The following is a 21,376-nucleotide window of genomic DNA, read 5'->3' as shown; positions in this document are numbered from 1 at the left end:
AACCTCTATCGACGCTATTCAAGGATGAGCGACCGCGTTTAGAAGTAGGTTTTATCGCCAATAAGCAAGCAGTTTTCGGAAACCGAAAACTTATACTTTCTTATGTGGTAAGCTTACCGGCATTACGGCTGGCTTGCCGAAATATGTCTTCCAAACTGAAGTTCTTCTGGCTGTTAGAAACTGGGGTATCCATAGATTCCTGGTCTTCCATAGGTGCTGCGAAGAAAATAGCCTCATCGACGAATGATCCGATGACATGATGTGAAGTGTCTTCATGATCCAGCTTCACAAGCGATTGCTCTCGAAGGATATGTCTTGTCAAAATGTCCATAATACCATGACTAAACATCCCTTCTGCTTTCAAACGATTCATATACGCAATGACCTCTGGCGGTGTTTCAGTCGGGATATATAGCGTCACATCCTTACCTGGAGAAACCAAAACAGTCGATCTCCGTTTCTTCAAGCCGATCCGCTCCCACCCTCAGATCCTCTCTCGGATTCCATGGTTGCCGCTGCTTCATTATCCGTTTGTTTCAGGGCATGCTCCAGCAGAAAGAAGGTACCGCGAGCATTGCGGAATTGGCTGAACTCGGAATGATCGAAACGGAGCGGCAAGCCTAATTCGGCATTTAATTTCTCAATCCACGGTTGAAGTACGATCGCACCGCCTCCGATAAACCAAAACTCATTGGCATAACGAACATGCTTCCATGAGTTACGCGCGTATTTTAACACCTTCTCGGCTAAGATCCGCATGTGTCGGTTGACAAGGCTTGTCATGTCAAAAGCAACTTTACCTTCGGCGTATATTTCATACTCCTTGTTAACGAGCATAAGTGTCAGTTCCGCCGTGCTGGAGATTAACTCCTCGCCTTGGGCATTGATCTCATTACGTATGCTTTCCAAGGCATCGTTCAAGTAAATTTTAGCCCCTGTTGAATGCCGTTGATCCAGATCAAGCCCCGGTCTGAAAAACGCGATATCCATATCGACACCGCCTACATCGGCTATCCCAAAACCTTTATGTGACAACTGTGACTTGGAAGTGGCCTCCATATCATAAACCCCTGACACATCATCAATGCTAATATCCGATGGCAGCGTAAACTCCATCTCTACCGTTACTCCTTTAAATACGGGGGTCGTAACAAACGTGATGGAATGGACGCCTCCTGTTATTTTATTTGCAAATTCTTCGCTAAATTTCGTGATCTCTCTAATAGGAAGTCCCGTTCCTAAGTGAACCGCAGCCTTTATGCGCTTCTTTCCGCGTTTAATGGCGTCCCCATTCTTCATAGCAATGGCATATGCCGCAGCCGTTAAGAGGGTAACCATTGTTTCAGGCCGCTGCGCCTTCTTTTGTACAGCTTTATCTCCTACAATCTCATGAACGATACCTTCGTCGCCTATTGCCAAATTTCCAACGTAGACATGTCTGTATTGCTCCGTATCAATCGCTGGTGATGTGATCATCACATCTAAGAAGTCCAAGGGATCTCCTTGTTCCATCAATAAGAAGCGCTCCCCAAACGGTTGTGCGACCACATTAGGGAAAATAAAGCTGTTGTTCAAATCATCATATATGCCTTTAATATGACTGCTGCCGTTATCGATGGACAAGTGAATGGTTGTAGTCAAAATATCCTGTTTAGCCATGTCTACTTCCTCTCCCAACCTATTGAGATACTATACTAGATTCGGATTGTAGCGGAGATTTAAGAGGGTTATTAGGAATTTTTAACAAATTTGATTTGGGAGAGGGAATCAAGTTTAAGGTTTAAAGTTTAAACTTTAGCGTTTAAATTCTAGGGTTTAAAGTTTAAAGTTTGAAGTTTAAGATTGATTAAAGGTTCCAGGCTATTATCCGTCATTGGGTCACGACTTTGCAGTTCCATTTTCAATTACACGATGAATCGAAAATTTGTTTTTGCCAAAATAAATGGAGCAGCGATCGTAAATCGCTGCTCCGCGGTACTTCTCACTCGCAAATTTGCATATTGAATAATCGAATAGGCCCGCCTTAAGCAGCACTCATCTCTCAAATCGGAACCAACCGAAATCAAAGTGACTTCCTGGCAGGAATATAAAAGTAACCTTTTGTATTCCTGTTATTTTCTCCAAAGCAAATACTTGCTCTGCATAGCCATCCGACTGTGTAAAATCAACGAGTTGAACACTTTCACCTTCATCCGTAGCGAATCGGATATGAATCGTATTCTTATCAATTGGTGACCTGCCATAAACGACAAGCTTCGCAGCACCTTCACTTGTAAAATCCATTTCTTCAAACGCTAGGGACACATTATTTCCGATACCTTCAACGCTATTCGGAGTTATGGTGAACGTATCCCCATAGATGCGGTCGCACTCTGTAGCGAGATTTCGCTCAAAGGCTCTACTCTTATGGTCAAAGGAGAATCCCTTGATATGCACCTTCTGATGTAGGACGAAGCAAATCGAAGTAATACCGCGAAGCCTTTTGGATAATCGATACGTTTCCTCTTGATACACGTTCCATTTGGATTCCTTTTGATAAGTAACATCTGCTAGCAACGCACTGCCTTCTTCATCCGGCATTCCTTCCCAAATCTGCATCGCGTACTTCTCACTAGTTAAAGCAAAAATGGACGTCGTGATCGTATCCGAGCCATACGCACCGAAGTCGATTTCACGAAAGCCGACTTGCGTTTCACCATCACGGCTAGTAGCAACGCCTCTCTCGTTTCCGTTACTCACTTCACCTTTACTATAATCAAAGAGACCTGCAGATATAAATGCATAGGGATCCTTATAGGCTGTGCCGAGACCAACAGCTTTAAATTCTAGCTGCGATATGAGCTTCGTCTTGTCCGTACCGTTCTTGCTCATGCAACGAATTCGGAACTCCCCATCTCCTAAAGCGGTGATTTTCGCTTCATGACCAAATGCTTCTACTCTAGCAATGTTGGAGGCTATTCCGGCATCATTGACGACACGCCATTCTACGTCTTGATACGACGTATTCTCGGGATATAAGTTGGCCCGGACGACCATCACTTGTCTGGAGGGGTCGAACATTTGCCCCGAGTCGCTTAGGATCTCTATCTTGCGAAGTGGTATTTCCTCCTTATTTCCCATGACACATGGCAGATCTAGATTGCTCGTATGAGCGGAAGTCCCCGCTACGGTCCCATCCATTACTGGTAGAGACTCAAATTCAGCGATCTGGCTTTCAAATCCTTTGGAAGACACCTCGATCCGAATTTTTCCGGGTTCTAGTGTTGCCCCTATAACGGCCATGAGCTTGCCGCTGAACAATCTTCTGCTTATCCCTTTATACGGATCATAGTCGGTACTATCGCCATTATCTAAGCCTATTAAACGACCTGCTCCCGTAACATCAACACGCACGCGATTATTCGCATTCGCTACAGGATTGCCCGCTTCATCTTCCATCGTGATTTCTACAAAAATTAAATCAACACCGTTCGGATTCAGCGTATCTTTATCCGTATGCATACGAATCTTCTTCGCATCCCCAAAGGATTTGATTACATCCGTCGCAATAACTTGACCAGTTTCATCGTAGGCGATCGCGGTTAATTCTCCTTTGACATAAGGAATCTTCCACCAGCCCACAAGTTGAGTCCCATTCACATGGTCAATTACATGCGTACCAACGGTATTACCATAGCATAGCAGCTCAATTCTCGGTGCATTCGAGCATACGCGGACATCAATCAGCTGACCCTCATTGAAATCCCAGTAGGGGAAAATATGAACCATCGGTTTCTTCTTATAATCGGTCCATGCCGCTTGATAGATGTAATAGGGGTCCTTTTTAAAAGTAGCTGTATCAATCTGCCMAAAATAAGAATTCTTCGTATGATAAGGTGTTGGTTCACCAATATAATCAAAGCCTGTCCATATAAATTGCCCAAGAGAGAAGGGTGTACGCCTTTCGGCTAGAATACAAGCTTCCGCTGATTTGGCCCCCCAACTCGTTGAGCTGTTTCCTAGCGCCGAACATTGCTCGTCATCATCGGCTAGAATGGATCTTTCAAAAGGGAAATGATAGATACCTCTACTTTGTACAACAGAGGCTGTCTCGCTGCCATAGATGATCCAATCCGGGTGCTCCTCATGGTGCTTCTGATAGTATTTCTCTGCATAATTGTAGCCTGCAACCTTTACGATCTCCGCGCATTTCTGAGCGTTCTCCCACGGCATATAGTTCGAGCCAATGGTCACTCTAGCGTTTTGCTTCGGATCATACTTAAGCACTTCATCCAGCAGCATTTGCGTTACTTCTTGCCCTCTCACATCCGCATGGGTATCATAAATCTCGTTGCCAATGCTCCACATCAGCAAACTCGGACGATTGCGATCCCGCATGACCCAGCTTTTCACATCGATAGTTGCCCATTCCTTAAAAAATCGTGCGTAATCATACGGTGTTTTGGACCTTTCCCACATATCAAAAGCTTCCGATACCACTAGTAGCCCCATCTCGTCTGCTAAATCCATCAATTCTACCGCAGGCATATTGTGAGCTGTTCGAATGGCGTTAACGCCCATTTCTTTTAAAATCACAAACCTTCTTCTTAGGGCTTCCTTATTGAACGCGGCTCCTAAAGCTCCTAAATCATGATGCTCGCAGACGCCATTTAGCTTCATGGGTGTGCCATTTAACTGCAGACCCTGCTGGGGGTCAAGTGTGATTTCTCGAAACCCGATATGTTGCGTTATCGTTTCAAGGATGTTCGAATCTGCCTCAACTGACTTTAATTGGGTCGTCATTTGATACAACTGAGGTTCATCCGTGCTCCATACTAGCGGCTCTTTCACAACTAACCTCTGACGATGACAGGAGCTGGGTGTGTCCCCCGCAATAACTTTTTCAGAAGCCGACACGATGATTTGATCCTTATATAAAAGAGTATGTGAAATTTGTACATCGTCATCGATGTTCATCTCTGTCTCGATATCTACCTGCCAACCCTCTTCATCCCGTTGCGTTGTTATATAAATGCCATCCGTTACAATATGGTTGCGATCCCTTGTCTTAAGCCAAACATTCCGATAGATACCCGCTCCCGAGTACCATCTGCTATTGGGGCTTTGGTGCACCACTTTTACCAGAATCTCATTCTCCCCGTCAACAATCGCCTCTGTAATCTCATGCTCAAAAGAGGAATACCCATTCTTCCATTCGCCAATAAACTGGCCATTCACATACAGGGAAGAGTCCATATACACACCGTCAAAACATAGGAGGATCTGCTTGGCTCCTTTCGTGCTGATGAATCGCCTGCGATACCAACCAATGCTATTTTCATAAAGATCTAATGTTTGATAAATAAGCCAATCATGAGGTAGATCAACGGGTTCAAATGTCAGGGCAGCGCTTTCAGTAACGACTAGGCTGCTCTTGGCGAATTCCCACCCGTCATTAAACAGTGTTTTCTTATTCATTGTTGGTGTGCTCGCTTTCTTGCGTTTTTGATACTAATTATATCAATGGCATACTCGATTATAACTGCAGAAACTATAGATAAACCCAGTTGAATTAAACAAAAAAGACCCCAATGCGGGGTCTTTTTGTGGTACCTTTTATTTGCATTCAACCTATATGTCACTTCAAACAATGATAAACCGCCATCATATCTCTTTTATTCAACTCACGAATACGATTGTAAATAGGAATCTCTGCAACTTCTTCCGTTCGTGAGCTTTCAACAACTACATCACTAACTTTACCAGTTAGCCATGTTTGTACATCTACGCCATCGACGATTTCCTTGCGTCCTTCTTCATTGACCCCACTTACATAACAGCTCACACAGGGCACCGATAATTTTTGTACGCCATCATGGAGTCCATCCTCTGAAATGACTCTCTTGCCAAGACAGAATGGACATGGATGACTTGCTTTAATCTTATTAATTTGCGTAACAACTTTACTATAACCAAACGCTTCATAGACATAAGTGAGCTTTTTATATTTCCCATTGGTGAAATACTTATCAATAATGGTCTCTCTTGTTTCTGTAATATGGTCAAAATCACAGATGGTAATCAAGTTTTTACTGCTTATCGCCTCAAGGTTACTTGTAATCTGGTCCATAAAGGGTACGGCATTTTGAAGAACGACTTCATAGCCTACAAAGCTTGCCAGTTCTAGTTCAAGCATTTTCAAAGCAACTTTTGTTTCCCTTGGAAGCAAAGAGACATCTTCCGAAAGTGCAAGATCGCCGCCAACAATGGCTTTTAGTTTTTCTAGTTCGGGTAGCTTGCCTACAATTTTCATGACCTGATCGATCGGTTGCTGAATAATCTCGCGAATATCCGTGCCGCCAAATTTGAGCTTTTTATGGTGCTTTAATACCGTTCCATGGCAAACTGGGCAGCTAATCATCTCTCTGGAGGCCTTCATAGCCTCTTTAATATCCAGATTCTTCGAAATAACCATATAACGCCCAAGGATGAGGTTAAAGCCTTCCCATGTTCTCGACGCCTTCCCTGCTTTATCATAAAACGACTTTTCCCAATACCCATATAAGAACGTATTCTTCTCTGCTTCTGACATCTCATTATAGCTTTTACTCATATCATGACCAAGCTCGTTCTTGATCTCTTCAAATATGAATTTCAGCTTGGCATGCTGATAATATTTCAAAACATCCATCACTTCTTGAAGTAACATGCCATCCCAGAAGGGCACTGTTTTATCTTGAATGAGAACACCCATATCAAATCGTTCTATAACTCGGCGACCCGAACAGCTTGGACAATGATTGTCTTGATAATAGAAATCGAAGCTGCTTGTATCTTTATTGGTCGGATGCGCGGCCACAATATGGTTGATCAGTCCACCTATTTCATAGAGAAAACTATATTGACTATATAGATGTCGTTCAAGGTCAATAGCGATGACAGGTGCAATCGTATCCGATTCATATTCCCCATAAATCACGCGGGCGATTGGCGATAAGCTTTTTAAGATACCACCTTTATAGACGTTTTCTGCGTTTTTAAAATAGTCCAATTGGTTCTCATGTAAGTAATGAATCCCTTTTTGCGGCTGGAGTCTTGAGGAAATAGGCAAAGGGGTATGGCTGTCTTCACCGTTTTTCTGACGATAAAAATCATCATGACCTACAACATCAAGATGCCTAACAGGTTCAGGCTGCCTTTTACCAAAATCAACGATATAATCAGAGCTTTCCATCATATAGGCATTATGTTCAATCATCAGCATGGAGACAGATTCATCTTGCAGAATGTCCCTAACACTATCGATGAATTGGTTCAAAATATTCTGTGATAAACCTTTTGARGGTTCGTCAAATATAAAAAGCATATGCGGGTTTTTGGAGTTGGCAAACAGCTCAGAAACTAAATGGACACATTGAAATTCACCCGTCGATAAGGACTGTGTTTTTCTTTCCAATGTCAAATAACCAAGTCCAAGCTTGATCAATAAGCTCAAGCGTTTATGAGCGATGTCTTCACCTGGCAGTTCATCAATAATATCTTCAATCGAGCGCTGAAAAATATCATCAATTTCCTCACTATATTTGGTGAGTTTCTTTTTAATATCAAGAAATGTCGCAATGGTTGACCGACTGGAAATCGATTGATTGCGATCTTGCCCAACCACGACCAGTTTATCTTTGGGATAACGCTTCTGAAAATCTTTAACGATACACTCATTAACAAGGGTAGATTTACCGCATCCCGACTCACCCGTGAAGGTTACAAGTCTATTTTTGGGGATCTGAATCTCAGCCATTTGAATATTACGACAGTACAGATCTTGAAATTGGTAGTATTGTGTCGGCACTGCCTCGTTTCGTTCCCGAATAATCGGTTTAGGACGCGGTGATTCCTCAACAATTTTCCCACCATATTTCCCACTGCCAGGTCCAAAGAACAATTGCTCATCTGTCGTATCCAATACCGCGTCCGAATGATCTATGAGCCAAATTTGATTCTTATACCCTAACTGTTTAATCTGTTCTAAAATTTTCAATAGGGTTTCGTGATCGAGTCCCACGGAGATTTCATCAATGATAATCACTGTATTTTCACTTGTTGCCATGAATTCGGCCAAGTACATACGTGTTATTTCTCCACCTGATAAGGTACCCATAATCCGATTTAAGGTTAAATAGCCAATATTCATATTGATGATATTTTGGAGAATATGCTGCTTCGCTTCACTAATTTGTAATTCCTCTGAAAGAGAGAGAATCGTTTCCATGCTTAAGTTATTGATATCGGAAATGCTATGTGGTTGATTGAATAAGTCCATCTTATATTGCTCGACTTCTGGATTGTAGCGCTTACCCTCACATTTTGAACATTCCACATTTGAGGTCGTGCTGCGCCCTTTACAATCGGGACACCAGCCTAAGGCATTATTAAAAGAAAACACTTCCGGAGATAGATTAAATTTCTCAGCCATGCACACGCGAATCTCTTTAAACACGCCCGTATGTGTGCCGATGGTAGAACGCGGATTAGATGAAATCGATGATTTTCCGAGAAAAAGAACTAAAGGCATTTCTGCCATCTTGATGGCACTGAAATTCGTTTCCATAATATCGGGAAATAAATACTGATACTCGGCCTTTGGCAATAAAGAAACGAGACGTTTCTTGGATTCTTCACCAATGGTTTGGCAGAAAGTTGTTTTACCAGACCCTGATAACCCAGCAATTCCTAACGATTTATCCACGGGCAGAGCTGCATCCAATCGATTAATATTGTTCGAAATTAATTGATTTATTTTCATATGTACATCCTTCCTATATTTATAAATCTATTATTTCCATGTTAGCACAATGTTAAATGGTTAAACAAAATCAATTGTTAATATATTATGGTTCTCAATAGCCATTCCGGCGGTTATTGAAAAGGGCCATCCTTCGGCGGATGGCCCTTCCTTATTGCGCCACAATGGCTTGATTCCTCCATTTGCGCTTCTACTTACTTTAATATTGTCCTTTAATTACAAAGTACGAGCCCCGAATTGTTCCGGCTAGCTTAGACTTCTGTCTAGCAAACTTAAACTTCTCTGCTAACTCCTTTGGGATCTCCATCCCCTCGGAAAGCTTAAAACCAACGGCCCGCTTCTTAGGGTCATCAACCGTATACATGACATTGATGCTAAGACCATCCTCATAAAAAACGTAGGCAAATTGGATGTTTTCCACTTGAAAACGCGACGTTTCTAAAGGCTTGGCCGCAAACTCAATATTACGTTCCTGCAAAACGCGGTTCACATACTCAAGGGTCTCTTGACTTTCGCTAGCTGGTACAACCGTAAATTCATGCTCGTATTTGTTCATAAAGTAACGGGCCTCATTGGCACGTAAACCAGCAAGCGCTTCGACTACAGGTGAAGATTCTAAACCAACCGTAGATACATTCTTGAAATCAACGATATACGACATTTTCATCCCTCGTTTTCTCTCTTTATTTACATCCTATTATCAAAATATTATACCAAAAATAATTCAAATAGAGAATTTTGACACCATCCATTACGGGTGGCCCTTCTGAGAGTCAAGAATAAACATAGATGCATCTTGTCCCATGAAAATTTTACTTCCATGATAAAAAGTTTTGGACTGAATATTCCTGTACCCTATTTTGGTCATAATGTCAGTTAGCTCACCTTGATTAAATCCGTTATGAACAATATCCGAGACTATTTTTTCATTTTTATCAAAATCTACGATGAGTAAATGTCCTCCTTCATTTAAAACATCAAATAATCTTGTTAAAACGAATTCAACATCAGGAATATGGAGGAGAACCTGAGCCATAAAAATATAGTCAGCATGTAAATCCAATAGACCGCCCTTTTCAAAATCAAAGCATAATGTATCTACATTCTGAATATTAAAATCAGTAATTTTTTGCTTAATTTGATTAATCATGTTGGGTGACGTATCCAGAAAAAGCATAGAATTAAACTCGTTTAACAAGCTCATTCCGACAAGGCCCGTTCCACACCCAAAATCAATAGCATACTTACTATTCGCATCAACTACATATTCACGAATAGCATCAGACGATACCTTTGCAATTTGGATTCTTTCTGACGTGTCATAACTATTAGCTATCATTTCAAACTTATCTGTATTTCCCATTATTATCTCTCCAATCTGCTTAATAATAAAGCCTGGACACTAACGACCAATCAGCCCGTACAACATAAGCTTGTACAACTCACCGACCTTCGAATTGTAGTTATTCTGAAAAACAGAAAAACCGTTTCTCAGCAAATAGAATCATCTATTTACGAAAGAATCGGTTTTTCATTAATTATAGCCTACTTAATAACGACGTATTCCAAGTTAACCAGCTTGGCGTAGGTCACGATTTGGTCTGTCGTCAAGTTCAATGAAACAACGGTATGGTGGCCGCCACCATTCTCTATCCAAGCTCTCACCCCATCCTGAAAATTCGGCTTCACGCTCCAGAGTACACGAGCTACGGGGAGCTTAGGAGCCGGAACCGTCGGCTCGAAAGCGGTAACTTCATTAATCAGCAATTTATAATGAGTGCCGAAGTCCGCCATGGATACGACGACGCCTTCTCCGGCTTTACCGTCGAATACCAGACGCGCCGGATCTTCTTTACCGCCGATTCCAAGTGGGGAAACGATGATTTTGGGCTTGTTGCTTGCAAAGGTCGGATCTACCTCGAGCATATGGGATTGCAGAATCGCTTCCTGACCAGCCGCCATCTCGTAAGTGTAATCCTCCATAAAGCCTGTATTTTGATTGTGGCTCATCACTTTCAGCAAGCGAGCGAGCGCGGCCGTCTTCCAGTCGCCCTCGCCAGCAAAGCCGTAGCCCTGCGCCATCAGACGTTGAACAGCAAGACCAGGAAGCTGTTTCATGCCATGCAAATCTTCGAAGTTTGTCGTGAAGGCATTATAACCTTTCTCATCCAAGAACCGTTTGATAGCAATTTCATAGCCCGCTTGGATTCTGACGCTCGCTTCCCAAGCTTCTTTACTGTTCGTGCCGTAATCGAACGCGTAGAGCTCCGCATACTGGCCCATCAGATCATCAATTTCTTGCTCTGTAACGGCACTCACGTATTGCACGAGGTCGCCGATGCCGTAATAGTCCACGGTCCATCCGAATTGAATTTGAGCCTCGACCTTGTCCCCTTCCGTTACGCCAACATTGCGCATGTTGTCGCCGAAACGGGCTACTTTGATGTTGAAGCTTTCGTTATAGGCAACCGCTACGTCCATCCAATCCGCAATCTGCTGCTGCACGCCTGGACGTCCCCAGTAGCCTACGACGATTTTATTTTGTTTCTTCAGACGGGCATTAATGAAGCCGTATTCGCGATCACCGTGAGCGGCTTGGTTCAAGTTCATGAAGTCCATGTCAATCGTTGCCCAAGGAATGCTTTCATTGAATTGTGTTGCTAAGTGAAGTAGAGGCTTCTGCAGCATTTTAGTACCGCGAATCCACATTTTTGCAGGTGAGAACGTATGCATCCATGTGATGACACCCGCTACTTCATCGCGATAGTTGACCTCTTTCATGAGGTTTGTAATTTTATCCGCGGTTACCGCCAGGTCCTGCAAAACAAGCGGATACGGGAGCACACCGCTATTATTCAAGGCATCGGTCATAGTCTGCGCGTGAGCTTTTACTTCTGCGAGCGCTTCTTCTCCGTATAGATGCTGCGAACCTACGACGAACCAAAACTGTTTAGCTGCTGTTGTTGACATTTTAATCATCCTCTTTTCTTAATTTATGAATGAGTACAGCTATTACTTCTGCCCGTAGTAAGCATCTTTCCCGTGCTTCCGAAGATAGTGCTTATCCAGAATGCCTTGGGGCAGTTCTTTTGCAAAATGATTCAACTGCCGCGCGTACAAATTCATTTTACAAACTTCCTCCAGCACGACGCTGTTCACGACTGCCGATTTCGCATCTTTCCCCCAAGTAAATGGCGCATGTCCCTGAAGAAGGATGGCCGGAATTGCCATGACATCCAGTCCGCGCTCCTCAAATGTTTCGATGATGACACGGCCCGTCTCCGCTTCGTACCCCCGGTCTATCTCCGCTTGATTCAAGAAACGGGCGCAGGGCACGGCACCATAGAATGTGTCCGCATGCGTAGTTCCCATAACGGGTACATCCAGTCCCGCTTGCGCCCAAATGGTTGCCCAGGTCGAGTGGGTATGCACGATACCGCCGATTTGCGGATAGTGTTTGTACAACACGGCGTGAGTCGCGGTATCGGAGGAAGGTCTCATCTCTCCTTCAACCACATTACCGTCAAGATCCACAACGACCATGTCGCTTGGTTTCATCTTTTCATAGCTGACTCCGCTCGGTTTGATCACGAACAGGCCGCTTTCCCGATCGATGGCGCTCGCATTGCCCCAAGTAAATTTTACGAGTCCGTGCTTCGGCAAATCCAGATTCGCTTGATATACCTCTTCTTTCAGTTGTTCTAACAAAGGTTAGTCCCTCCCGTTCTCTAGCAGATGGTCTACTGCGGCCTGTTCGATGGCCAACCCTGCTTGGTATCGTTGGATGAATGCTTGGAACCCTTGTACATCCGCCCAATCCGGAGTAATCTCCTGTCCTTCAACATTTTTAAAGACCTTCTGCTCGAGGAAGTTATCCAGACTCTCATCTTGATCCTTGTTAATCATATAGGAAGCCAGAAGCGCCATGCCCCATGCCCCGCCTTCGCCAGCCGTGGACATGACCGAGATCGGTACGTTCAGCGCCCCCGCTAAGATTTTTTGTCCGACGACAGGAGTTTTGAATAGACCTCCATGAGCCAAAATGCTGTCAATCGCGACTTGTTCGTTTTCGGTCAAAATATCCATTCCGAGCTTCAATGCTCCGAAAGCAGTGAATAAGTGCGTTCGCATGAAATTAGCCAGATTAAAGTTGCTCTCTGGCGAGCGAACGAACAACGGCCGTCCTTTGTCGATTCCCGTAATATGCTCACCCGAGAGATAACCGTAGCTAAGCAAACCTCCGCCATCCGGGTCAGCTTCCAATGCCTTGTTTAACAGCACGCTGAACAATTTGCCTGAATCTACGCCATATCCCATAGCTTCGGAGAATTCACGGAACAATCCCATCCAGGCGTTGAGATCGCTGGAGCAATTGTTGGCATGCACCATGCCGACCGGACTACCGTTTGGCGTCGTGACTATATCAATCTCCGGATAAACTTTGGATAATTCCTTCTCCAATACAATCATCGCAAAAACGGAAGTGCCCACGGAAATGTTACCCGTACGCTTCTTGACGCTATTCGTCGCAACCATGCCTGTGCCGGCATCGCCCTCTGGAGGACATAGCAGAATACCAGGCTGCAAATCCCCGTCCAGGTCTAAAATGCCAGCTCCCGTCTTCGTTAGTTCACCAGCTTGCTCGCCGGAGAGATATACATTAGGAAGAAGGTCCTTAAGCTTCCACGGATAGCCTTTGGCTGCGATAAGTTCATCGAATTGCTTAACCATCGATGGATGGTAATTACGGCTTGCTTCATCAATTGGGAAGATCCCGGAAGCATCTCCGATGCCAATCACTTTATTGCCGGTCAGCAGCCAGTGAATATATCCAGCCAGTGTCGTTACGTAATCAATGCTAGGCACATGTTCCTCTTTATTTAATATCGCTTGGTACAAATGAGCGATACTCCAGCGCTCGGGGATATTAAATTGGAACAAGTCCGTCAATTCCCTAGCTGCCGCGCCGGTTGTTGCGTTGCGCCAAGTCCGAAACGGCACCAGCAGTTCACCCGTGCTGTCGAATGCCATATAACCGTGCATCATACCGGAAAACCCGATTGAACCCACGGTCCGGAGGGTGACCCCGTAATTCCGTTCCACTTCCTGCTTCATTTCACGATACGCGGTTTGGAGGCCTTTAATAATATCCTTCTGGTTGTACGTCCAAAATCCGTCTTTCAACAGATTTTCCCACTCATAGCTTCCTGATGCGATGGTCTCGAAACGACGATCGATCAATATTGCTTTGATCCGGGTAGATCCGAATTCAATCCCTAGCGAGGTTTCGCCCTTGGTTATCGCTTCTTTCAAGTCCACATGATTCATAATCACATATGTCCCCTCTCTGTTTAACCTAAACAATTTTGATTCGTATAATAGCTATTTCCCGATCGAACCAGTCACTCGATGAAACAAATGGAAGATTTCGACCGCAAGAAGGCGCTTTCTCTAATTGATAAATTTAGTATATTTTCTGTACGTACACTTGTCAATATAGTCAAATAGTTATACTTACACAAGCTGCAATACCACCCCTATTTGTCTCGGAATAGTGTCTTAATATGATAGGTATAGAACTTGTACCATTGAAATCATAAACAAATAGGACTGCATTTGCATTCCATGCAATTTATGTTAAAATGTGTACGTACAACTTATTGAACAACGATGAAAGAAGTGGATTTCATGAAGCCAAAGTACCAGGTCATCATAGATGATCTAAAAAGTTATATCCTTTCGGGAACGTACAAAGCAGGCGAGAAAATCCCTTCGGAATTCGCTTTGCAGGAGGAATACAATGTTAGCCGGCAGACGATAAGAAAGGCTATTCTGGATTTATCGAACGAGGGGTTCCTACGAAGCGAGAAAGGATCCGGCACGTACGTTAGCACCCTATACCGGTCCAGAGCGAGTGGGAAAACCATGAATAAAACGATTGGCGTCATCACGACCTATATCTCGGATTACATCTTTCCCTCCATTATCCGCGGCATTGAAAGCCGATTAAATGAAGATAACTATTCCTTGCTGTTAGCCAGTACAAATAACGATATCTCCCAGGAGAAAAAGGCGTTAGAAATGATGCTGTCCTACGGCGTGGATGGACTGATTATAGAACCTACCAGAAGCAATGTATACAACCCCAATATCGCTTACTACCTGTCTTTTAAGGAGCAGGAGGTTCCTTTCACGATGATCAATGCCTATTATGAAGAGTTGGAGGTTCCTTTCTTCTGTCTGGATGACGTGCAGTCTAGCTATCTAGCAACTCGGGAACTGATTGCCAAAGGACATACTCAGATCGGCATCATCGCGAAAATGGATGATTTGCAAGGGAAGTTTAGGATGAAAGGATTTATAAAGGCTCTGGGGGAAGCCAAATTACGGTTCCAGCAAGAGCATGTGCTTTCTTTCGATACGGCGACGAAGTCGGACCTGTCCGCTAACTTGGAAGAGTATCTGAACGACAATCGGGATGACTTGACTGCGCTTGTGTGTTACAACGACGAGGTAGGCTTGGAAGTCGTACATGTCTGCAGAAAACTGGGTATCTCCATTCCAGATGACCTATCCATCATCGGCCAGGACAATTCATATATCGCCAAAAACGCGAATATCAAACTAACGACACTGACCCACCCCCAAGAACAAATGGGACGCGACGCAGCGGACTGGATCATTAAGAATTTACAAGGCAAAAAAGACTTGCCCACCAACACCTACTACCAGCCCGTATTAATCGAGGGTGAAACCGTAAAAGCGATTGAAGTGGAATAGTCTTGAAATGTGTTATCACAAACAAAGCGAATTCTTACATTGAAAAAGCTGCCTCACGGCAGCCTATTGTTTGTTTAATTATTATGTCCCTCTATCGGTTAAAAACTTAGATTATACGTACGTAGCAAAAATAATAGGGTGCCCCAGCCAATTCATGGCTTTGGGACACCCTCCTTTATTGTAAAGCTACTGTTTACTTCTTGGATTGATCATGAGCTACTGTTACAGTTACCGACTTAGACGCCTTGTTCCCTGCTTTATCCATAACGGTATATATAATTGTGTATACACGTCCGCTACCTTTTCCTGATCTTTCCGCACGAAGCTTAAACGATGTATCTGCTGTACCATACTGAGCATCTTGAATATCATTCTGCTCATCCCCATCCCCAAGTCCATTATCCAGCTCATTACTTGTAATTGAAGTTAGAATTGCCTGATTGGTTTGTGAAATGCCATCATTTGTTGTAATCACAGCATTAATTGTTATAAGTTGATGATTTGGCGGCCACAATGTTGTCTTATCAAGAGCAATATTAAGATTAGGCAATGTTTTATCAAGCTTAATTGTCAAAGATTTTACGTTTTCAGTATTTCCGACTTTATCAACACTCTTGTATTCAATTGTATAAATGCCTTCCGTAGAAATCGTAATTGGTGTCGAATAATTTGTCCACTGACCTCCATTAATACGGAATAACGTCTGCGCAACACCTGACAAATAATCACTTGAAGAAAGAGTTATCATTGGATCTGTTACGTACCAACCATTTTGACCATTCACATCACTTGATGATGCACTGGTAACCGGCGCCGTCTTATCTACTTTTACGATTACAGTGTGTGGTGCTTCTGCATTCCCTGCTACATCTGCGCTCCAGTAAACAAGCGTATGGACGCCTTCTGTTGCCAGAGCAACCGTATTTCCTGCCTGTTGAACTCCGCCATCAACCTGGTAGTAGGTAGCTGCTACTCCTGAACCACTATCGCTAGCGCTTAGGTTTACCGTTACCTCTTTGTTTACCCATCCAGTTGCTGCGTTATCTGTCGTTATTGGTGCTGTATTATCTACTTTTACACTTACTGAGTGTGGTGCTTCTGCATTGCCCGCTACGTCTACGCTCCAGTAAACAAGTGTATGGACGCCCTCTGTTGCCAGAGCAACCGTATTTCCTGCCTGCTGAACTCCGCCATCAACTTGATAGTAGATAGCTGCTACTCCTGAACCGCTATCACTAGCGCTTAGGTTTACCGTTACCTCTTTGTTTACCCATCCAGTTGCTGCGTTATCTGTCGTTATTGGTGCTGTCTTATCTACTTTTACGCTTACTGAGTGTGGTGCTTCTGCATTCCCCGCTACGTCTACGCTCCAGTAAACAAGTGTATGGACGCCTTCTGTTGCCAAAGCAACCGTATTTCCTGCCTGTTGAACTCCGCCATCAACCTGGTAGTAGGTAGCTGCTACTCCTGAACCGCTATCGCTAGCGCTTAGGTTTACCGTTACCTCGTTGTTTACCCATTCGGTTGGTGAGTTATCTGTCGTTACCGGTGCTGTCTTATCTACTTTTATGGATACAGTGTGTGGTACTTCTGCATTCCCCGCTACGTCTTCGCTCCAGTAAACAAGTGTATGGACGCCTTCTGTTGCCAGAGCAACCGTATTTCCTGCCTGTTGAACTCCGCCATCTACCTGGTAGTAGGTAGCTGCTACTCCTGAACCGCTATCACTAGCGCTTAGGTTTACCGTTACCTCGTTGTTTACCCATTCGGTTGATGCGTTATCTGTAGTTACCGGTGCTGTCTTATCTACTTTTACGATTACAGTGTGTGGCGCTTCTGCATTCCCCGCTACGTCTACGCTCCAGTAAACAAGTGTATGAACACCTTCTGTTGCCAGAGCAACCGTATTCCCTGCCTGTTGAACTCCGCCATCAACCTGATAGTAGGTAGCTGCTACTCCTGAATCGCTATCGCTAGCGCTTAGGCTTACCGTTACCTCGTTGTTTACCCATTCGGTTGGTGCGTTATCTGTAGTTACCGGAGAAACAGTATCTTTTACTGTCTGCGCTGCTGTCAATTTTTCAAGCACAATATTCAGACGGCTCTCCAAATCTGTTTTAGTTGTGCTATTTGGCAAACTATTAACTAGTCCTAGAGCTTGGTTATAAGCACCTGTTGCCGCGTTAATAAGTATTGGTGTGCTAAGATCACCATTAGCTAGCAACTCCGCCGCTATAACCGCATTTGCTGCATTCATCAATTCTTGTGCACTATCTAGAATTTGTTTAACACTGTCCAGACGCGTCATCAAATCTGATTTTTCCGAACTATCTGGGAGATCAGCAACGAGCTGTGATGCATCATCGTATGCATACTGTGCTTGCTCCAAGTTGTTTTGAACTGTAAGATCTGCACTTGCGGCCTCTTCCGAAATAACCACTGCATCTTGTGCAGCCAATAATGCCTCATCTTCTAAAGGAGGGGTTTCTGTACCTGAATCTGGCTCTTCTACAACTTGTCCATCAGGAAGATTGATCGTTAACCCACTGACGAGTACAGAGAGTTTCCTAGTAGTTGCACTGCCATCACCTAATTGTCCGTTGTTATTATAGCCCCAGGATGCTACCGAATCATCACTTTTCAGTGCCAGATTGTGATTGCGTCCAGCTGAAATTTGAGTGATTCCTGCTAAATCTTTCACTTTAACCGGTAACTTTCTAGCTGTTGTAGTCCCATCACCAAGTTGACCGTAATTATTTACACCCCATGCCCATACAGTACCGTCATTCAACAAAGCAATGGTATGATTATAGCCAACCCCTACGGATGTAACATTAGTTATTTGCGCTTGAACAGGGATTTTGCGAGTAACTACTGTGTTATCGCCAATTTGGCCGTACTTATTGCTTCCCCACGCCCATACGGTTCCATCATTTTTTAATGCAACTACTGTATAATAGCTGGCTGAAATTGCTTTTACATCCGTTAAATTTGGAACCTTAACAGGCGTTTTCTTTGTTACGGTAGTGCCATCACCCATTTGTCCGTAATTGTTCGCACCCCACGCCCATACGCTACCATCCGCCGTAACTGCATACGAGGCATTTGTCCCCGCTGAGATTGCTATAACAGAGGAAAGGTCCTTCACTTGGATTGGCGTCTTTCTAACTGTTACAGTCCCATCCCCCAATTGTCCAACATTGTTAGAGCCCCACGCCCACACAGTGCCGTCCGATTTGAGAGCCAAGTTGTGGGTTGCACCGGCTGCCACGGCAGTAACATTAGTCAGACCAGACACCTTTACAGGTAATTTACGTGTGGTAACCGAATTGTCTCCTAGCTGACCGCTAGTATTCGTTCCCCAACTCATTAAAGTTCCATCACTTAATAGAGCCACCCCATAGTTGTTGCCAGAGGCTATAGACACAGCATTTGTTATGTTCTTGACCGGTCCAATGACCTTTCTCTTGGTAACCGTTCCGTCACCCAACTGTCCCACATTATTATAGCCCCATGCCCGGATCGTCCCATCCTCTTTTACCGCATAAGAATGATATAGACCTCCTGACAAGATTGGCTTTTGGCCAAAATTCGACTCTGAAGCAGTTGCCTTTCCATCCGATAAAATTACTGCTTGCAAAGTAAAAATACTTAAAATCAGTAATCGCAACAACCAATGCTTCATCACATTTCACTCCCTAAACTATTATTTTTTGGTTGTTTTACCAAAACGAAAAGAGTCCAACAAGAATTGGACTCAGATAAAAGTCAATATTCTTGTGGCAACCGACTACCATGTCACCGGAGGTGATTTAGGCCCTGGGCTTTGCGTCTCACAATTTCTTATGATTTGCCTTTTTCACTTAGTAAAATATACCTAAATCAACAATAGAATTATAGTCCTTAGTTGTCAATCAAAGAATTTTTTTCGTGAAATTTATCACAAAATGTCGGGATATTTTCTCGCACAAATCATTCGTATCAAAATAGAAAACGGCTATCCATAAAGCCATAAGGGAGCCCCCTACTGCGTGAACTATTTCGGTTCACCATATCATTACTAAAGCGAAAATACTTATGGTTTTTGTATTCATATTTTCATATAATACTATTGTTGTCGGTTTTTGCCATTTAATGTTGATGTTATATATCAATTTCGATTTCATGGCATGAATTTAATGCTTGGAAATACTAAAACATTAGGGGTGTATCATGATTCAACAAAGAAGTGTTGGCTTAGCAATCGTTCTATCACTTATCACATGCGGTATCTACGGTATCTATTGGTTCATTGTTATGACAAATGATGCTGGTAAATTGAGTGGAGACTCCTCATTTACAGGGGGAAAACATTTCCTCCTGACATTGGTTACTTGTGGTATTTGGAGTTTCGTCTGGTCTTATCAGATCGGTAAGCAAGTTGCAGAAGCACAACGTCAACGCGGTGCGCTCGTATCCGATAATTCCACCCTTTACCTCATACTTACAATCGTCGGATTGGGGATCGTGACCCATGCATTGGTGCAATCGGATATCAATAAACTTGCATAAGTTTAAGGTGAATCCAAAGAGGAACACCAAACTTGTTTGGGGTTCCTCGCTTTTCGTTGGTGGGTTATTGTATCTAGAAGTATGGTTACCGGTAATGAAAATTGGAGTTCCTTGTGTATTTCACGAGTTGACAGGGTTCTATTGTCCCGGATGCGGAATAACGAGGGCTGCTTTTTCCTTGTTGCAATTAGATTTCCTTCAGGCTTATAGGTATAATACCTTGTTGTTGTTCATTCTCCCTTTATATATTACTTACGCACTGGCAAATAAGAAACAGATGCGGCGTACAAGCAATCTAATGATGACCGTAATGTTAATCTTGACCGCTACGTTTGGAATTTTGAGGAATATCCCGGCATTTAATTGGTTAGCTCCAACAAACGATTGATATGACCCATTTTATGCTAATCAGTAAAGTACTTCTCTACAAACTACCATTTCGACCCTTCTCTTTTCCACTATTTGTGATACGGTTCACCTTATCATTGTAACCGCGAATTTTTAAGAACAGCATGAAGAATTGTAAACGAATTCGAAGCTTAGCTTGTGGAGCAAGCAAACAGACAAATCCACTCCTAACATCGTAACATTGGAGTGGATTCTTTATTGTAACTTGTTTTTATTTAAATATTTGTAAGACTAAATTTCTGTAACACACTTGGAAAAAGGTAAGTAATACAGTTATAGAATTTCGCATTGCATTTGGTAAGGTTCCCTGAGTTGTCCCTAACGGCAAATAAAAAGGCACCCTCGTCGGATGCCTTAGTTTGATCAGTTTAAATCTATGAATCAAGAAAGTTTTTGAAAATAGGCTGAGCTTTCTTGGGTAACATCTCGACCATTTTCCCCCAAACTTTAGGTGCTCTCTCTCGATAGACCAATTTAAAAAAACCAAAAAACATTCTAGTCGCATATATCGATAGCATTACTCCCATTGCCCATCCAAATATATGCTTAACAAACCATCCATTTACACCGCTTGCGCCTGTTTCTATAGCACTTTATTGGACTTGTGAGAGTCCGAAGGCTAGGATTATAGAAACTGCGGCTTGTGCAAATCTCGACCATGATGTATCCCAACGCTTAGCGCTTTTATTGTGGACCCCGGGAAAAATTGCGATTAGCCAGTCTGCAAATGCAACCCATAAAAAAGCATCCAATTGCGCAAAGTTCCGGGTTCATCCAAATATAGTCTAGAAAAAAGCCATTCTACTGATATTTTTCTAGTTGTGGAATTGTAATTAACATCATCACAAAATATTG

At 43.3% G+C, this 21,376-nt stretch carries 13 protein-coding genes and 1 riboswitch; of the genes, 3 read left to right on the top strand and 10 right to left on the bottom strand.

The features are described from left to right. Positions 1-100: 100 nt before the first annotated feature. The 9 genes from AC1DVJ_RS02595 to AC1DVJ_RS02555 all read right to left on the bottom strand — a co-directional run bounded on the left by AC1DVJ_RS02595 (position 101) and on the right by AC1DVJ_RS02555 (position 14,110). Entirely contained in the window at positions 101-466 is a 366-nt protein-coding gene (locus AC1DVJ_RS02595) for a hypothetical protein (protein ID WP_477588134.1), read from the bottom strand. After that, on the bottom strand, positions 463-1,659 hold the full coding sequence (locus tag AC1DVJ_RS02590) for an Alp7A family actin-like protein (RefSeq protein WP_477588132.1): 1,197 nt from the start codon (positions 1,657-1,659) through the stop codon (positions 463-465). Before AC1DVJ_RS02590 ends, AC1DVJ_RS02595 begins: the two co-directional genes overlap by 4 nt. A 375-nt stretch (positions 1,660-2,034) precedes the next feature. Then, positions 2,035-5,457 carry a glycoside hydrolase family 2 TIM barrel-domain containing protein gene (locus AC1DVJ_RS02585; protein WP_477588131.1) on the bottom strand — a complete coding sequence of 1,141 codons (3,423 nt, stop codon included), beginning with the start codon at positions 5,455-5,457 and terminating at the stop codon, positions 2,035-2,037. Positions 5,458-5,617: 160 nt separating this feature from the next. Then, positions 5,618-8,782, bottom strand: coding sequence for an ATP-binding cassette domain-containing protein (locus tag AC1DVJ_RS02580; RefSeq protein ID WP_477588130.1), 3,165 nt, complete (start codon positions 8,780-8,782; stop codon positions 5,618-5,620). 199 nt (positions 8,783-8,981) lie between these two features. Next, complete coding sequence (locus AC1DVJ_RS02575; RefSeq protein ID WP_477588128.1) at positions 8,982-9,443, bottom strand: phage tail protein; 462 nt, start codon at positions 9,441-9,443, stop codon at positions 8,982-8,984. A 90-nt stretch (positions 9,444-9,533) separates the two neighbouring features. After that, complete coding sequence (locus AC1DVJ_RS02570; RefSeq protein WP_477588127.1) at positions 9,534-10,145, bottom strand: class I SAM-dependent methyltransferase; 612 nt, start codon at positions 10,143-10,145, stop codon at positions 9,534-9,536. 182 nt (positions 10,146-10,327) lie between these two features. Next, positions 10,328-11,752 (bottom strand): L-arabinose isomerase, encoded by a 1,425-nt coding sequence (araA, locus tag AC1DVJ_RS02565; RefSeq protein ID WP_477588126.1) that lies wholly within the window; start codon positions 11,750-11,752, stop codon positions 10,328-10,330. Between the two features lie 42 nt (positions 11,753-11,794). After that, complete coding sequence (locus AC1DVJ_RS02560; protein WP_477588124.1) at positions 11,795-12,490, bottom strand: L-ribulose-5-phosphate 4-epimerase; 696 nt, start codon at positions 12,488-12,490, stop codon at positions 11,795-11,797. Between the two features lie 3 nt (positions 12,491-12,493). Continuing rightward, entirely contained in the window at positions 12,494-14,110 is a 1,617-nt protein-coding gene (locus AC1DVJ_RS02555) for a xylulokinase (RefSeq protein WP_477588480.1), read from the bottom strand. 360 nt (positions 14,111-14,470) lie between these two features. Between AC1DVJ_RS02555 and AC1DVJ_RS02550 the strand changes: the two genes are divergently transcribed. Beyond that, complete coding sequence (locus tag AC1DVJ_RS02550) at positions 14,471-15,562, top strand: substrate-binding domain-containing protein (RefSeq protein ID WP_477588123.1); 1,092 nt, start codon at positions 14,471-14,473, stop codon at positions 15,560-15,562. 193 nt (positions 15,563-15,755) lie between these two features. Here the strand turns inward: AC1DVJ_RS02550 and AC1DVJ_RS02545 are convergent, their stop codons facing one another. Further along, positions 15,756-19,247 (bottom strand): OmpL47-type beta-barrel domain-containing protein, encoded by a 3,492-nt coding sequence (locus AC1DVJ_RS02545; RefSeq protein ID WP_477588121.1) that lies wholly within the window; start codon positions 19,245-19,247, stop codon positions 15,756-15,758. Positions 19,248-19,340: 93 nt separating this feature from the next. Continuing rightward, positions 19,341-19,427: riboswitch (cyclic di-GMP riboswitch) on the bottom strand. Positions 19,428-19,774: 347 nt separating this feature from the next. Here AC1DVJ_RS02545 and AC1DVJ_RS02540 point away from each other — a divergent pair. Both AC1DVJ_RS02540 and AC1DVJ_RS02535 read left to right on the top strand, forming a co-directional pair. Then, positions 19,775-20,113, top strand: coding sequence for a DUF4234 domain-containing protein (locus AC1DVJ_RS02540; RefSeq protein WP_477588120.1), 339 nt, complete (start codon positions 19,775-19,777; stop codon positions 20,111-20,113). After that, positions 20,076-20,501: a DUF2752 domain-containing protein gene (locus AC1DVJ_RS02535; RefSeq protein WP_477588119.1), complete on the top strand. Its 426-nt coding sequence runs from the start codon at positions 20,076-20,078 to the stop codon at positions 20,499-20,501. Before AC1DVJ_RS02540 ends, AC1DVJ_RS02535 begins: the two co-directional genes overlap by 38 nt. The last annotated feature ends 875 nt before the right edge of the window (positions 20,502-21,376 follow it).

This window comes from Paenibacillus sp. P4_A9 (assembly GCF_056402415.1).
Note: the sequence above shows the minus strand (reverse complement) of the source record. Positions and strands in the feature narration are given on the sequence as shown.

Bases quoted from the DNA above. Each gene is read 5' to 3' on its own strand.
- AC1DVJ_RS02570 (WP_477588127.1), bottom strand. From the start codon at position 10,145: ATGGGAAATACAGATAAGTTTGAAATGATAGCTAATAGTTATGACACG.
- AC1DVJ_RS02545 (WP_477588121.1), bottom strand. From the start codon at position 19,247: ATGAAGCATTGGTTGTTGCGATTACTGATTTTAAGTATTTTTACTTTG.
- AC1DVJ_RS02575 (WP_477588128.1), bottom strand. From the start codon at position 9,443: ATGTCGTATATCGTTGATTTCAAGAATGTATCTACGGTTGGTTTAGAA.
- AC1DVJ_RS02550 (WP_477588123.1), top strand. From the start codon at position 14,471: ATGAAGCCAAAGTACCAGGTCATCATAGATGATCTAAAAAGTTATATC.
- araA (WP_477588126.1), bottom strand. From the start codon at position 11,752: ATGTCAACAACAGCAGCTAAACAGTTTTGGTTCGTCGTAGGTTCGCAG.
- AC1DVJ_RS02555 (WP_477588480.1), bottom strand. From the start codon at position 14,110: ATGAATCATGTGGACTTGAAAGAAGCGATAACCAAGGGCGAAACCTCG.
- AC1DVJ_RS02540 (WP_477588120.1), top strand. From the start codon at position 19,775: ATGATTCAACAAAGAAGTGTTGGCTTAGCAATCGTTCTATCACTTATC.
- AC1DVJ_RS02590 (WP_477588132.1), bottom strand. From the start codon at position 1,659: ATGGCTAAACAGGATATTTTGACTACAACCATTCACTTGTCCATCGAT.
- AC1DVJ_RS02535 (WP_477588119.1), top strand. From the start codon at position 20,076: ATGCATTGGTGCAATCGGATATCAATAAACTTGCATAAGTTTAAGGTG.